This is a genomic window from Chlamydia buteonis (assembly GCF_900634605.1).
Lineage (GTDB): Bacteria > Chlamydiota > Chlamydiia > Chlamydiales > Chlamydiaceae > Chlamydia > Chlamydia buteonis.
Genome location: NZ_CAAAFM010000001.1, coordinates 737049 through 753027 on the forward strand (window position 1 = coordinate 737049; position 15979 = coordinate 753027).

Below are 15979 nucleotides of genomic sequence, written 5' to 3' on the forward strand. Positions count from 1 at the left end.
GAACCTATGACAGTTATAGAAGTAAAGGGAACATTTAAACTTGTTTGTTTAGGGTGTCGTGTAAATCAATATGAAATTCAGAGTTATCGCGATCAGTTAAACTTCTTAGGATACCGAGAAATCACAGATCCTGAAGTTCCGTGTGATCTTTGTATTGTGAATACATGTGCAGTTACCGGATCCGCGGAAAGCTCCGGACGTCACGCTGTACGTCAAGTTTGTCGACAGAATCCCGATGCTTTTTTAGTTGTTACTGGTTGTTTGGGAGAGGCTGATAAAGAATTTTTTAATTCTTTAGACAGGCAATGTCTTCTTGTTTCTAACAAAGAAAAGCATCTGTTAATGGAAAAGATCTTTCCCTCGATTCAAGATCTTCCAGAATTTCGCATTCGTAGTTTTGCAGGGAAATCTCGAGCTTTTATCAAAGTACAGGATGGGTGCAACTCGTTTTGTTCTTATTGTATTATCCCTTATTTACGCGGTAGGTCGCGTTCACGTCCCATTCAGGAAATTCTTGATGAGATTTCTGATCTTGTTTCTCAGGGGTATCGTGAAGTTGTGATTGCTGGGATTAATGTTGGCGATTATCAAGATCAGGGAAAATCCTTAGCTTATCTTATCAGTCAGGTAGACGAGATCCCAGGTATAGAAAGAATACGGATTTCTTCTATAGATCCCGAGGACGTTCAGGACGACCTTCGTGACGTATTATTATCAGGAAAGCATACGTGTCATTCTTCGCATCTTGTTTTGCAATCAGGTTCTAATGCGATTTTAAAAAGGATGAATCGGAAGTATTCACGGGGAGATTTTTTAGATTGTGTCGATGCTTTACGTTCTGTGGATCCTAAATATACTTTCACAACAGATGTCATAGTGGGCTTCCCTGGGGAAACAGATCAGGATTTTGAAGAGACTTTGCGCATTGTAGAAGACGTGAGTTTTATTAAAGTACATATTTTTCCTTTTAGCCCTAGAGAACGAACAAAAGCCTATACCTTTTCTTCTCAACTGCCTGTATCTGTAATTAACGAACGGAAGAAGCATCTTGCTCATATGGCTCGAGAGGTGGCTCATAGAGAGAAGATGCGACGTATAGGAGACACGCTTTCTGTACTTGTTGAAAGAGTTGATGGAGGACTCGCCTATGGCCATTCTCCATACTTTGATATGGTAGGTTTCCCTGCAGATCCTGATGTTGCTGTGAATACATTAATCGATGTGCGTATCGAGAGTGTCGAAGAAGATATTCTGAAAGGAAAACGTGTATGATTAAAATAACACAGAATTTTAGACCGTATACGTTAATTCCTGGAATGTGCATCCCTATTCCTGCATCGGAATTATATGCTCAAGTATTTCCTACAGTATGGCGCATATTTTCGGCTTCGCATGAACTTCTTGATGAGGGTTATGTAGACGCTCAAGGACCTTTAAAGCGCTTTGCCGTATTTCAAGATTTGCATCGTGGAGGTCTTGCTGTTGTTTGTGAACAATACAAATACTACATTCTTCCCTCTGGGAAAAAAGTAGATTCTTTGAAAGGTCTGTTACCTTTTGCGGATTCTGCAGAGCCGTTACTTTCTTTAGGCGTGCATAAACATGCAGATTTGCATAAAATACGTTATCGTAGGGATTTAAAAGAGATACTTCCTTTATGGTTGCGGTTAAGTGCTCTTGTTCCCACAGATTTACAAGATGAAGAATGTTTGAAAAAGGGGAGTGGAAAACTCCTCGTTACTGCATACCAAAAGATTCAAGAAAGAAAAAAAACAGAAATTTATTCTGCGCTATCTTCTTTATATTTTGCGGGATTTTCCGAGAACCTCTTACCTAGGATTTACGATACAGAATACCAGGGTATTCTTAAAGAAGTTCCAAACAAGGATGTTCTAGAAAAGGTACCGTTTTCTTTATTTAGTTACAGTTTAGCTATGTTGCGTGATCTCTTTATTATGCGGGATAAAGAAATTGTGGAGATCCTTCCTTCATTACCTCCAGAATTTCCTTGTGGGAGGTTTATCAATGTGCACCTTAAGGGAATTGGAAAGATTTCATTAGAATGGAGTAAGAAGACAGTACGGCGTGTGTGTTTGCACGCTGAGGAAACAGCTGAGCTTCTTTTATGTTTTTCTTCAGAGTTATCTAGTTGTCGTTTGCGCCAATGGGAAAAGAAACAGTTGGTGGGGTCTTCTACAGTTTCTTTAGGAGAAAGTATGGAGATAAAAAACCAAACTACGTATTTATGGGATTGTTTCCGTAAATAAGATAGTTTTTCAATGGTCGAGAGGATTTTAAACTCTGAAGACGTGTCCTTATTAATTTCTGGAAGGCAGAGTAATCCTCATAAGTTTTTAGGGATTGTTTCTGAAAACTCCTCACAGGATAGAATCATTCTTTTTCGTCCTGGGGCCCATTCTGTAGTTGTAGAACTACAGGGAAATATAGCGCACGCAAAACACCATCATTCGGGGATATTTTCTTTAACTGCTCCCAAGGGGACTCTCCCTCAGGATTATCGTATCTATCATCAAAATGGCCTATTAGCTCACGATCCTTATGCGTTTTCTCCTTTGTGGGGAGAAGTAGATTCTTTTTTATTTCATCAAGGCACGCATTATAAGATTTACGAACGTATGGGAGCGATTCCCTATGATGTTCAGGGAATTTCGGGGGTGCTTTTTGTTGTTTGGGCTCCGCATGCACAACGCGTATCTGTTGTTGGTGATTTTAATTTTTGGAATGGTCTTGTTAATCCTTTGCGCAAAGTCTCTGATTTAGGAGTTTGGGAGTTATTTATCCCGGGTCTTGAAGAAGGAACTCTTTATAAATGGGAAATTGTTAGCTCTTCTGGAGAGGTGCTTATCAAAACTGACCCTTATGGGAAAAGTTTTGATGCTCCTCCTCATGCAACATCTCGCGTTGTGCATAGTGATCGCTATACATGGCATGACGCCCAGTGGATGGAAAAGCGTAAAAACAGAGAAGACCAGCCCCTAGCAATTTATGAGGTGCATGTAGGTTCATGGCAGTGGCATGATGGTAGACCCTTAGGATATCGGGAGTTAGCAAAGAAACTCGCTTCCTATTGCAAAGAAATGCATTATACGCATGTTGAGCTATTACCAGTTACAGAACATCCTTTAAATGAATCTTGGGGATATCAAGTAACAGGATACTACGCACCTACATGTCGGTATGGATCACCAGAAGATTTTCAGTTTTTTGTGGACCACCTCCATAGTGAAAATATAGGGGTGATTTTAGATTGGGTGCCTGGGCACTTCCCAACGGATGGCTTTGCTTTAGCTCATTTCGATGGAGAAGCTCTGTATGAATCTATAGAACATAAGGAGCCATTGCATCCCCATTGGCATACGTATACTTTTGATTATCGCTGCAATGAAGTTGTGAATTTCCTTTTAGGCAGCGCTCTATTTTGGTTAGATAAAATGCACATAGATGGTTTACGTGTCGATGCTGTAACCTCAATGTTGTATTTAGATTATGGCCGTCAAGAAGGAGAGTGGTCTCCAAATATCCATGGAGGTAGAGAGAATCTTCATGCTATCGAGTTCATAAAACACTTTAATTCTGTAGTGCATAGGGAATTCCCCGGGGTATTGACATTTGCTGAGGAATCTACAGATTTCCCGAAAGTGACCAAGGCGGTAGCCCAAGGAGGGTTAGGGTTCGATTATAAATGGAACTTAGGTTGGATGCACGATACCTTTCGTTATATTAAGGTCGATCCTATGTTTCGTTCATATCACCATAATGATCTGACCTTTACCCTTTGGTATGCCTTTAACGAAAGGTACCTACTTCCTCTTTCTCATGATGAGGTTGTCCATGGTAAAGGTAGCCTTTTACAAAAAATGCCTGGCGATGCATGGACAAAGTTTGCTCACATGCGTTTGCTTTTAAGCTATCAAATATGCCAGCCGGGGAAGAAACTTCTTTTTATGGGTGGGGAATTTGCTCAAGGAAAAGAATGGGCTCCGGATAGCTCTTTAGATTGGCATCTGTTAGATAACTCCTATCACGCTTCTTTACACAGGTGCGTAGCACGGATGAACGCTTTATATTGTGACCTTCCTTATTTTTGGAAAGGAGACGGTAAGCAAGAGTCTTTCCTTTGGGTAGACTTTAAAGATACTGAAAATAATGTCATAGCTTACTACAGATTTTCAGGAGAAGATCGTAGTAGCGCTTTACTGTGTATCCACCATTTTAGTTCGGGATATTTTCCTTCTTACGTTCTACATTGTCAGGGCATTAATGCCTGCCAACTCCTTTTTAATAGCGATGATATTAGCTTCGGGGGTTCAGGGAAAGGCAACCGTCAGCCAGTTCTTTGTATGGATCAGCACTTCTCTTGGGGGATGGATATCGAGCTTCCTCCACTAGCAACTTTGATTTTTTATGTTGGTTTTGTAAATAAACAATCCCCTATTTAATTATGTTTAAATAATTTTCTTTATTTTTGTTGCGATTTATTTATGAAATTGATCAATGTTTGATATCTAGATTTGTGATTATAATTAATTAATTAGTGAATTTTATTTTTATTTTTTAATTTATGTCGATTTCTAGAGTTCCGGGCGATGATCACAAAAGTTTGGAGATTTTAGGGGCCAGAGGTCTCTCTCAAATATCTCAGGATAAACAGGTAGGCGTACCTCTACATGATGCTTTGCATTCTGATGAAGTAGCTATAGATAAAAGGAGTTTTTCTCATTCTGTAGGGTTATTAGCAGGATTGATGGTCTTTGCGTTAGCTATGGTGATTGTTGTTGTGGCTTTAACTTGCATTGCTCCTGGAGTGCCTCAGGGTATTGTATTGGCAATAGCTTTAGCTGGGGTTTCTCTAGGTGGTTTTTCTGTCATGAAAAACATCGTCAATAAGGTTCGAGATCTTTTTGCTCCTAAAATGTCCGAGAAACAAAGGATAAAAAGTGCCGCAGGTATAGGAATGGGATTTACCGGATTAGGATTAGCTATGAAGGTAGGAGCTCATTTTATTCCGGGAGGTTATGGTGGCGTTGTAGGGAACTTAGGTGGAGCGGCCTACTCTAAGGGTAGCCAATCAGGTTTTACAAGCCTAACACATTATCTATACATCAAATTTGCGCGTTCTGAAAAGGCTGCTTCCGGAGAGCCTTTAACACGTATAGAAACTATGCAAGAGGCTAAGAAGTTACATCGTATTAGTCTGAGTCTTTTAGTCGTGGGTGTTGGCTTTGCAGCTTTAGGGATTGCTCTTGCTATTGTAGGTACTATAGTTTTAGGAGGTGCACCTGCCACAGCATTGATTGTTCTTGCTCCTCCTTTGATTTCCATGGGAATAGGATTAGTTTTACAAACGTTATTGCACAGTAGTATTGGAAAGTGGAAGAATTTTTTAGACTCTCAAAAAAATCAAGCGCTTTTCCTTGATACAGGGTTGAAGAATATTCGTGATGAAGATCTTAGAACTCACGAGATTGTCGAAGAGCCGTTAGAAAAAATCACCAAGAAACATATAGAAATAGAAGAGGAGTCCTCGACCCTAGTAAAAACCGAAAAGATCATAGAGGATCAGAGAATTACTGCTGAGGAAATAGATAAACGTTTATCTTTAACTCCCAGACAAAAAGTGATTTTTGCTCTCTCTGTTTTGCTAGTGCTTGCTGGGTTAGCCGCTGTTGTTGCTGCAGGATTTGTAGGTATGCCAGCATTACAAGTTCTCCTTATTGCTACGGTAGGATCTTCGGTAGCTTCCACTGTTTTACCCATGGCCTCTTCGGGTTTGGTTTATAACGTATTTCAATGCAAGACCCGATTACATATTGCTAAAGCCCGTTGGAAAGAAGCCAAAGCAAAATCTCAATTTAAAAAACAGCTAATTGGTGGCGCAGGTTTTTCTAAAGCAGAGCTTAATAAAGCTTGGGTACATGTTGGAAAAGATACAATCCTTGAGACAGATCGTGCTATCCGTGAAGAAATCGCTAATTTTGAAAAAGGCCGCAGTGTAAACAGTGTGATTGTCGCTGGGATTTTTGTCGTTGCTGGGGTAGGGATTATGCTTCTTACTCTTATTCCCACTTTAGCTCCGATTATTGCTGGAGTATTGGCTATAGGATCTACTTTGATGATAATAGGAGTTGCTATGTATTTACAAAAGTTCACAGCATGGCTTTATAATCATCTGGTGATGTTAAGAGAGCGTTTACGCTCACGCAGAGACTATTTAAGCGATATCTCAGGAAAAATACAGATTTCTACAGGAGATCTCATCGTCGATGCGAATTTAGATGATATAGATTTAGGTATAGATTTGGATAGAGGAGGGGATGAAGATGCCTTTGACAATGCTTTTGGTAGCTAGATACTTATCTAAATATGGTTTTAGTATAATTCCCCCCGAGTTTCTCTTTATCTAATTGTATTGTAAATGGATCATTCTCTTCTATTTATAAGAAAATTCATCGATTTATTATTTTTAATAATTAAATGTTGATAAAATTAGAATAATAATTATCTATTTTTATCTTTAATATTAAAAGAGGCGTACATATGGCGGGGGTAAGCGGAATTGGAGGTAGTGGAGGACCGAGAAACATCCCTCCTCCTGATCATGATGATAAGAAGCGTTCTGATTCGAGTCAATTCGGAGGGTATAAGATAGTTGATGGAGATGATGCCGGTGAACCAGGCCCTAGCTCAATAGAAGAAAGAACTCGATTATTAATGCAAAGTGGTTTTCAGGTACGCAGCCCTGAAGAAATCGAAGAGAGATCATCTGTTTCACAAAGTGGCGGCACCAAATCTGGGTTCTTCGGACGTATGTGGAGTGCCGTAAGGGGAATATTCGGAAGGAAATCAAGCAAGGAATCTGTTATGGGTATTTCTGAACCGATCATTTCTGGTTATAAAAAATATGGTAAACGTCTTCCTGAGGCTAGAGCTGTACAAACGCATTTTCAATCTCAGGGATTGGGGTTAGGGATCGATTCAGGGGACACAGATATTGCAGATTTAGAAGAAGTTGCTTCAGAGAATTTGGTAGATGTAGAGGGTCCTTCAGAGTTAGCATCTTCATCGACGACTTCAAGAACTCACGGATTAGCAAAGCGTGTTCGTGGTTGGTGGGATTACACCAATAGGAAACAAGAAGAGCCTGTGGATGGTAGAGTCGGCTTGAGTCTTGGTGAATTGCGAGATATGGCTGACAGGTTTACTAAGATGATGAAAGACACTGATAATGAAGAGGAGCGTGTTCTATTTAAGCAATATCGGGATACTTACGAAGGCTATATTAAGGAGATGATGGCTTCGGGAGCAACTTCGCCTTCTGATAAATATAGCTTACTGGGTGGTTCTTTTGATGCGACGGCTTCGGCAAAACATTCGGATCAACTTGGAGAGGCTAGATTTTTAGATAGTAATCAGGACTTATCCCCAATGTCTGAAGAATGTCTTCTGAGTATGATAGACGCGGGAAATAACGCCGATAGTGTTTTAGGCGAGGTCAGCCCTGAAGTACAGAGAGTCTTAGAAGAAGCAAATAATATGCGTTTGACGTTTGATTCTGGGATTGCAGAAAATGTAACGCCCGAGTTAAGAGAGCGCATTCGTGGCGCTCTCGATATGCTCCTTTCAGGAATCAGAAACCTCTTTACTGTGATCAGGAATAGTTTAGTTGGTTTATCTCGTTTAGTAAGAACTGGTCTAAGAGCATTAGGCGAATTTGTAAGGCGTCAAGGCATTTTAAGAGAAGGTCATTATCATGTACGTGTCAACAATGATGATTTCCCTGAAGAAGTAGTAGAGTTGCTTAGTCAGTATGCCGATTCGAGCAGTTCAGATTCGTATGAGGATAGTGTTGCTATCCCTAGGCGTGTAGTAGAGGCTTGGGAGGCAGGAAGTCCTGAAGTTGTCTACATGACTCGTGTTGGGAATGGACTCGAAGAAGATAGGAATCAACGAGAAGAAGAGGTAGTAGAACATGTGTATGAGGAGATCAGCACTAGAAATTTTCTACCAAGAACGCAGCAGGGGAATTTGGTCTATCAAACGATGCATCCTATGGGCCTTGAAAATGTACCTTTAGTTGAAGATACGGTTTATGAGGATATGAGTGGGCAACAAGGCAATGCTCAGGAAGAGTCGTCATATAGTACGCCACGAACTTCTCCTATATACGACTCTCCAAGAAATGATTTGGGTCTGTATGATATTCCTAGGCCTTTTCCTACCCGAGCTCCAGAAGAAGATGCGCAAGGTTATATGATTCCGAATGTTATGCGAGAGGGTGACGCTCTTGGTGTAACTCCTGGATTTGGCAATGCTTTAGCTGCTGTTTCCTCAGCAGCATATTTCGATATGTTAATCGCGGAGAATGACAGAACTCGCGAAGGAGTATGGACAACTGCTAGTTCTGCAGATTTTGGTATTGCAGAAGGGAGACACTCTATGGCGGATCGACCTTTACCGCCGTTACCTCCTCTTGAAACACCACCCCCAAGTCCTTATGGAAATAATCAGGTTATGCAATTGCTGCGCCAGCTTCAAAATGGTTTAGGGAGTGTCTGGAGAAGAAGCAGACGCAAATAGATGTCTATAAGGCTATAGAGTTTGTCTATAGCCTTATTTTTTTTATTTCTAAAAGATTAAAGAGCTTCCTACTTTTAGGTAATTAGAGAAAGTAGAAGAGGAAATATCCCCTTGATAGTTGAGAAAGATTTTCAGATAAGGGAAGATCTGAGTTTCGTTTCCTAGTTTGTAAGCAAAAGCATGTCGTGTCGTCGGAGTGCCTAAGGAGTGCCAGGTCCCATTACTTGCGACGAGTGTTGTTAATACTTTGGGATAGTGTTTCAATACGACGGGTTGATAAGCGAGTTGAGCTTGCCAGATTGTCGGAAGGTGGGCGTTACGTGTCCATTGCATAATAAGTCCTGTGGGTAGAGAGATATTCGTCAATGGACGCTTCAAGGTGAATGCTCTTGGAAAATCTCCATGTTCTACGAAGCTAGATAAAGTCGCTCTAAATGCAAGAACTTCTATAAATGGAGTTATGGAAAAGTCTCTATTTATCGGGTTGAGGTTTAGGATGCAGTGTACACTTCCCGCAAAGCTGTGAGTATAGAAATCACCTTCAGAGTTTTTGTTATCTTCCACATAGCAATGTTTCGCGGTATGAGACCCATAATTGTAGGCTAGGGAGGCTGTTGTAATTATACTCTCATCAAACCAAGGTAGTCGTATGAGTGCTCCACCGAAGTAATTTTTCGAGGAGAGCTTATTTTCTGACTTTTTTTCTTTTATATGAGCATATTGCTGAGCAAATGATACGGCAATCTGCTGGTTGTTTTTTGTTGTTACTACTGTCCCTGCAGAGTATCCTGCGGATTCCATCCGGAATCCTGAAACGCCTAAGCGGTTGTCTTGGTGAATAGCCATGACTACGCCCTGACCCCCCAGTGCTGAATAAATAGGCCCTGTAGTTGGAGAAGGGAGGGTACGTAGTCCCGAAACAGTAGTATAAAAAGTTCCCCAGAGGGCGTTAGCAATTAGCGGGGTTGTATACTTGGGATTAGGGATATAGCCGGTCGGGGTCCAATCCGCATAAAGATATCGGTGACTTGTATTCGTGGTTTCAGGAGAGGTCCCGTTTGTTTCAGTTGTGTATTCTTCCCAATACGGGGACCAGATCCCTTGATGGCCATAATGTTGTTTTTCATTAATAGCCTGGATGTCCAAATCTGTAATTGTAATTTTCTTGTCTTTGTTATCGCAAAGATACAAGAAAGGAATCCGGTTGATCCCATTAGATAGATTTAGAGAGTCGTAAGGGTCTTCATTAGTACTATCAAGAAGCAGCAAGGGCCCTGAAATCGTTACTGAGGAACTTGGGTCTTCAGAGTACTTGGTTATATTGTTTGTAACAGTATCCACAGGATAAACCCAAATTTTTGGAGCTTGAGCACCTTTTTGTAAAAGCGAAGGGAGGTTTAAAGCAAGACTCTTAATTTGGAGGTCAGAACCCACATGTGGTAGAGGTGGTTCTTGTGGTGGCTCTGGTTCTGCAGGAGGCTGAGGTGATGATGTCGGTCCCGAGCCAGCCTCGGATTCTCTTTCTCCTGGATCTGCTTGGCGTAGTCCCACTTGACTTGTAGCTACCTTACTAGTTTGGATTCCTGCGTTATTGCCGAGACGTAAAATACTTTTATCTTGAGTAATTTTATAAACGGCAAGACAAGCGCCGTCTTCAACAGCCAAGATACCGTTTTTAATTTCTAGAGGATTGGATATGTAGCTGGTATAATTCTTTCTATCTCTGAGAGAATCGGGAAGGAACTTTGATGAAAAGAGAACAGTTCCTTGTTGGTCATCTTGCTCATTGAAAACCACTTGTGGTGATGTATAGCCGCATTCGATAGGGTCATAGAGCTTCAGAGCATAGTTTTTCTTTGCACCCATTTTTAATGTTACCCCTGGGGTGCAGTGTATAGTGTTCCTGAACAACTCCGTGTCACCAATACAAGAGTTATTTGCAAAGAGAATATCACCATTATCTGCTGATATATTGCAAGATCCGTCTCTTCTGATGAGTATAGCCCCCCCCCATTTACTTTGATTATTAGTAAATTGAATAGGGCCGCTATTTCTAATCGTTAAATTAGTACAACATAAAGCTCCGCCGTTGCGGTCTGCAGTGTTGTTGCTGAAGCCAATAGGACCAGGATTATCTACTATTTTTAATGTCATACAAGTAATCGCTCCCCCGGAGCTAAAATCGAGACCGTCGTAATTGGTTTCACATGAACTAGCGTTATTCGCAAAGAAAATCACATCCGTGTTGTTTTTAATTTCACAAGTGGAGTGGATATAACAGGCACCTCCAAGAGTAGAAGAGTTAGAAATTAGGTATAGGGGGGCTGAGTTTCCTGAGATTTCACAATTTTGACAGTAGAAGGCGCCACCTTGAGATTGTGTGGAGGTTGCGGAGAGATAAAAAGAGAAATTATTCATGAATAAAATAGGCGAAGAGTTTTCGCTTATTTTCAATGAGGAATTAGAAGAAATAGCCCCGCCTCTTATTCGTGCTATATTATAGGCAAAGCAAATGGGACCACAATTTTTAGTTAATTCAAATCTATTACAACATATAGCGCCACCGAAATTTGAAGATAAATCATTCTCATCAGATTTAGGTAAAGCTAGGTTATTCACGAAGAATTGTCGTGATGTATTTTCAGTAATACTACAGTTCCCCGTAGTATAAATAACACCTCCTTTCTGACTGCTAATGTTATCAATAAATTTTATATCGCCGCTATTGTTTTTTAAAGTAAAAGACGATCCATTAAAAACCGCCCCGTCTGAACTTCTTATCTGTTGTGAACAGGTAATGTTGTTATAATTCTCAATGATAAAATCACTAGAAGAATATCTTAGACCATTTAGAGTGTTTTCTGCTTCTAGGGTGTCAGAAAATATGTCCGGAGAGAGCAGTTGTTCGTATCCGAAACATCGGGGAAGCAAAAAATCCGGTTCTTTTATATAGGCTTCTGAGGATAGCGGTAAACAAGACAAGAGAGAGGAAAGAAGATAAGCGCTTAAGAGAGTAGATGATTTGATTTCCATAGAGATACTTATTTTCTAAGTCTAAAATTGTAATTCACTTGTTATGTTTAAGAAGTTGCATAATGTAGATTTTGAAAAATCACCTCGGTAATTGATGCTCAAGCTGATCTTGTTCAAGAAGCTTGTGGTGTTGTTTATTGTTACCGAGCCTGCATGGTAATCTACAGGTGTTCCAGAAGTTGTCCATGAGCCGTTACTTATCAATCGTGTCGTGGTAATTTTAGGTTTTTGCCTGTAGATTGTTGGTGTATAAGCAAGTTGAAATTTCCAATCAGTTGTTAGATTAGCTTCATGTTGTGCGTGACAATAGATGCCTATAGGAAGAGAAACATTGATTAAAGGATGTTTTGTTTCAAAACTACGGATTTGCTCCCCAGTTTCTTTAAAACTTTCCTGAATAGCATGAATGCCAAGAGCTTTTATGAAGGGGCGGAATTGCAAATGAGACAAATCACCTTCTGGAAGCATGCAACAGATTTCACTTCCTATAGTATGGCCATGGAAATGACCTTCAGAAACAGTGTTGAGTGTTTGGTGTTTTGTTTTTACGCGACTATGAGAATAGGCATAACCCAGGGAAGCAGATGTGAGAATACTTTCATCAAATAGAGGGATCTGCAACTGCGCTCCAGTAAAGTAACAGTTGGAAGAGATTTTGTTTTTGAGTTTAGATTCTCTTATTTCGCTGTAGAATTGAGCGAAGCTCAAAGCAAAATTATGTTTTGTTTCCGTAGATCCTGCTGCTTTTGTCGAATACCCTCTAGAGAATAACTGAAATCCCTCATGAGAGTTGCGTGTCTTTTGTGAGACATAAGCCCCTAAACCACCCCCAGAGATTTCTCTATTTGGTATTACGTTAGGGAAGTTTTCTAAAGTATGCAGTCCTGTGATAACGTTGTAAGTTGATTGCCAAAGGGCATTAGCGACAAGATCCCCATGATATATTGGGTTAGGAATGTATCCTGTTGGAGTCCAATCTGCGTAGAGGTACCTATGACCTGTATTTGCTGTTTGAGCCGATGCTGAATTTGTTACTGTTGTATATGCTTCCCAATAGGGGGACCAAATTCCTTGATAACCATAGTGTTGTTTTTCATTAATAGCTTCGATGTCTAGGTTTTCGATATCAATTTTTTTATTTGTATTGTCGCAAAGATAAAGGAAAGGGATACGCGTAATGCCACTGGAAAGATCTAAGGAATCATAAGGATCCTCATTATCGCTATTGAGGAGAAGGAGAGGCCCCGAAAGTGTCACAGTGGGGTTGTTATCTTCGGTATATGAGATTCTCCCGTTGCTGCTGTCAGCATTGGGATAGATCCAAATTTTGGGAGCCTGCGCTCCTTGAACAAGAATAGAGGGAAGGTTTAAAGCTAGTCGGGAAAGAGTTAGAGTGCAACCAACTGTATGTTTTGATGTTGCATTTACGTTTGTGCTAATTACTGCACCGTTGCCTAAGCGTAGAACGCCTTGCTCCTGGGTCATTTTATAAACCCTTAAGATAGCTTTATCTTCACAAGCAACCGTACCATAAGCTATCTTCGCAGTATTTTGTATAAGACTGGTGTAATTATTTGCATTACTACTTTCACTTGGAGAGACATCAGATCCTGAGAACAACACTGTCCCTGAGTGATAACTTTCAGGATTAAATATTAAGACTGTATCCGAAGGGTGTTCATTTTCAATGGGGTCATAAAATTTGACACTATGGCCTTGTCTTGCACCTATTTGTAAATTTAATTGAGGAGTTGAGTGTAGGGAGTTTCTAGAATCATTTTTTATAGATATATTTCTTTTGAATACAATGTCTCCCTGATCTGCTGATAAGTAAAATTTAGAGGTGGATCCATGATTTTGAAGGCCAGCACCCCAATGTGAGGTATTGTTTAAAAATAAGACGGGACCATTATCTTGAATCGTAAGATTTTGAGTATGAATGGCGCCGCCATTGCGTCGTGCAACATTATTCTGAAAAATTACTCCCTTAGAATTATTAGTGATATTGCAAGAGACGCAGCAAATAGCTCCCCCACCATAATTATAATTCTCTCGAAACTGTTGAAATAAGCTCGAGTTGCAGAGGAATTTTACGACGTCTGTGTTGTGGGTAATATTACAAGTTCCGCTTAAATAAATACCACCGCCATGACCGGATTGATTGTTGTGAAATATTATGGGAGCATGATTCGAGGTGATATAGCAATTCGCACCATAGATTCCCCCCCCTGAACCTATGTCCGCTATACATTTATTACTGTTTAAAATGATTGTGCCGTAATTATTGGTAATATGCACGTTATCAGAAGCAATAGCCCCCCCTGTTAGCGTGGTGGTATTATTTAAGAATTCACAGGGACCTTGATTATTAGAGATAACGAGTTGAGAACACTGGATAGCACCTCCAGACCGAGTGGTTGGTGAGGATAAGACATCTACAATAGTTACGTTTTTGATAAAGCAACATCGTTGTTTATTATCAGTAATATTGCAGTTTATAGAGGCTATAGCCCCTCCATTATTGTTAGAACTATTTTCTCGAAATATTATAGGCCCGGTATTTTTAGAGATATTCAGAGTTTTAGCTGTAACCGCGCCCCCCTTTGTTTTAAAGTATTGCTTATTGATGTAAAAATACTTTCGGCCTGAGATGTCTATGTCAGTCTGCTCATCATGAAGAAGGCCATGGTTTACAACAGGCGGGTTGGTAATATCATCAATTCCGAGAGGTATTGATGACGGATAATTGTATCCGGATTCTAAGGTACTATGGAAAGAACGGATTGTTTTCTCCTTAGCCAGACACGAGAGCTTATAGGAGCAAAGACTAAAACTAATCAAGTAAAATAAAGAACGGGGATAGGGGTACATACTGGGACAACAAGGATCAGAGACCACACACATTCCCCCCTATACTTCAATCAATGTAAGATTGTCTAGTTTTTTATGAAGACATAGTAACCAGGAATTTTCAGAATGGTATGGAAAGGTCTCTACACTCTGAAAAAGCTCCTGATATAAAAAAGAGAGCTTAATTGTCCCGAGGTGGCTTTTTAAGCGTAAATTAAAAACAAAAAAGTTTGTTTTATGACAAACAAACTTGTTTAGACAGCCTGCATTTGCATTTTTCAATGCAGGCTAAAGATTTTGTATTTTTTAGAGTTTATAGAGACTTTAGAAGGAGAGTTTCCCCCCAGCGAGTAGATAATGGCTACATGTAGACGAGGAGATATCACACTGGTAGTTGCAGTTTATATGTAGGTGTTTCAGTAGTCGGATGTCATTTTTGAGATTTATAGAAAATGCGTGGTAGCTGACTTCTGTAGGTGAAGAAATCCAAATGCCGTTATCCGCAACTAATACCGAACCAACTAAAGGGGTCTGTCGGAGCACAGTAGGTTTATAAGCAACTTCTAATTCCCAAATTGATGGACAACATCCATGGAAGACTAGTGTATTGTGTAATCCGAAGGGTAAGCTAACATCAACAAGATCTTCAGTTGTTGCGAAAGTACGTATCCGAGCGCCTTTTTCTTTGAAGTTACCCTGCTTAGAGATAAAAGCTTGATAGCAGAAAAAAGGTGTGACGGTGAGGCGATTATTTGTTCTAGCTTTTAGAGGGAAGTAGCAGGCAAGCGAACTTCCTACCGTTTGACTTTCGAAGGAACCATAACAAGCTCCTAAAAGCTTACGATGAGTGTGATTTATCTGATGATTTCCTTGGGTATAGAGGTAATTTCCTGTTAGGATGAGTTTCCCTCGGAAACAGTGTACTTGCCAGTGACTTCCTAAGGATAGGTAATCTGTTGCTACTTCATTATAACCAACGTTTGCCTTGGCATTAGCGTGCTGAGCTACACACTTAAAGCCAATTTTGTACAGAGAAGGCGATCCAAAAGAGATTCCCGTGTAGTATCCTGCCCCATCCATATGGAATCCTAGCTTTTCTTCGATATTTTGTTGGTACAGACAAAGACCTAATACGCCTCCTTCAATATCAAAATAAAAAGATGTATCGCTCAGAGATTCTAGAGATACCCTAGAAGCATTCATTCCAGATACTGTTGCGTAGGTAGATTGCCAAAAGATATTGCTTACGAAATCACCTTTGTGATCTGTTTTTATTTGTATGTCTTTAGTTGGTTGATTTTCAGAAGTTTGAGATGCGTCATCAGCGTATAGAGCAGTGAATAATGCGCAAGTAAGACTAATAGATATTAAGTATTTTGTGATTTTAGATCCCATAATCATTCTCTCGGGGCTTATGTAAATTATAAACATTATCCCCTTGGATAGTTGCGTTAGTTCTGGGGGATTTATCTTAAATAATCTACAGATAACCAAACAT

Annotated in this window: 8 protein-coding genes; 5 read left to right on the forward strand and 3 right to left on the reverse strand. The window is 40.1% G+C overall.

Annotated features, from left to right (window positions below):
* Positions 1-6: 6 nt before the first annotated feature.
* The 5 genes from mtaB to E1N70_RS03390 all read left to right on the forward strand — a co-directional run bounded on the left by mtaB (position 7) and on the right by E1N70_RS03390 (position 8598).
* Positions 7-1272: a tRNA (N(6)-L-threonylcarbamoyladenosine(37)-C(2))-methylthiotransferase MtaB gene (mtaB, locus tag E1N70_RS03370; protein WP_131744129.1), complete on the forward strand. Its 1266-nt coding sequence runs from the start codon at positions 7-9 to the stop codon at positions 1270-1272.
* The gene (locus tag E1N70_RS03375) at positions 1269-2267 is read left to right on the forward strand and encodes a hypothetical protein (RefSeq protein ID WP_131744130.1); all 999 of its coding nucleotides are present in this window, start codon (positions 1269-1271) and stop codon (positions 2265-2267) included. Before mtaB ends, E1N70_RS03375 begins: the two co-directional genes overlap by 4 nt.
* A 12-nt stretch (positions 2268-2279) precedes the next feature.
* Positions 2280-4460: a 1,4-alpha-glucan branching protein GlgB gene (glgB, locus tag E1N70_RS03380; protein WP_131744131.1), complete on the forward strand. Its 2181-nt coding sequence runs from the start codon at positions 2280-2282 to the stop codon at positions 4458-4460.
* Positions 4461-4582: 122 nt separating this feature from the next.
* Complete coding sequence (locus E1N70_RS03385) at positions 4583-6370, forward strand: hypothetical protein (RefSeq protein WP_131744132.1); 1788 nt, start codon at positions 4583-4585, stop codon at positions 6368-6370.
* 188 nt (positions 6371-6558) lie between these two features.
* Positions 6559-8598 carry a hypothetical protein gene (locus E1N70_RS03390; RefSeq protein WP_131744133.1) on the forward strand — a complete coding sequence of 680 codons (2040 nt, stop codon included), beginning with the start codon at positions 6559-6561 and terminating at the stop codon, positions 8596-8598.
* A 48-nt stretch (positions 8599-8646) separates the two neighbouring features.
* On the opposite strand, the gene E1N70_RS03395 is transcribed toward E1N70_RS03390, so the two are convergent.
* The 3 genes from E1N70_RS03395 to E1N70_RS03405 all read right to left on the reverse strand — a co-directional run bounded on the left by E1N70_RS03395 (position 8647) and on the right by E1N70_RS03405 (position 15876).
* Complete coding sequence (locus E1N70_RS03395) at positions 8647-11631, reverse strand: polymorphic outer membrane protein middle domain-containing protein (RefSeq protein WP_131744134.1); 2985 nt, start codon at positions 11629-11631, stop codon at positions 8647-8649.
* Between the two features lie 21 nt (positions 11632-11652).
* Positions 11653-14529: a polymorphic outer membrane protein middle domain-containing protein gene (locus tag E1N70_RS03400; protein WP_131744135.1), complete on the reverse strand. Its 2877-nt coding sequence runs from the start codon at positions 14527-14529 to the stop codon at positions 11653-11655.
* Positions 14530-14805: 276 nt separating this feature from the next.
* A complete protein-coding gene (locus tag E1N70_RS03405; RefSeq protein WP_131744158.1) occupies positions 14806-15876 on the reverse strand; it encodes an autotransporter outer membrane beta-barrel domain-containing protein in 1071 nt (356 codons plus the stop codon).
* Positions 15877-15979: the final 103 nt, after the last annotated feature.

Bases quoted from the DNA above. Each gene is read 5' to 3' on its own strand.
- glgB (WP_131744131.1), top strand. From the start codon at position 2,280: ATGGTCGAGAGGATTTTAAACTCTGAAGACGTGTCCTTATTAATTTCT.
- E1N70_RS03385 (WP_131744132.1), top strand. From the start codon at position 4,583: ATGTCGATTTCTAGAGTTCCGGGCGATGATCACAAAAGTTTGGAGATT.
- mtaB (WP_131744129.1), top strand. From the start codon at position 7: ATGACAGTTATAGAAGTAAAGGGAACATTTAAACTTGTTTGTTTAGGG.
- E1N70_RS03395 (WP_131744134.1), bottom strand. From the start codon at position 11,631: ATGGAAATCAAATCATCTACTCTCTTAAGCGCTTATCTTCTTTCCTCT.
- E1N70_RS03375 (WP_131744130.1), top strand. From the start codon at position 1,269: ATGATTAAAATAACACAGAATTTTAGACCGTATACGTTAATTCCTGGA.
- E1N70_RS03405 (WP_131744158.1), bottom strand. From the start codon at position 15,876: ATGGGATCTAAAATCACAAAATACTTAATATCTATTAGTCTTACTTGC.
- E1N70_RS03390 (WP_131744133.1), top strand. From the start codon at position 6,559: ATGGCGGGGGTAAGCGGAATTGGAGGTAGTGGAGGACCGAGAAACATC.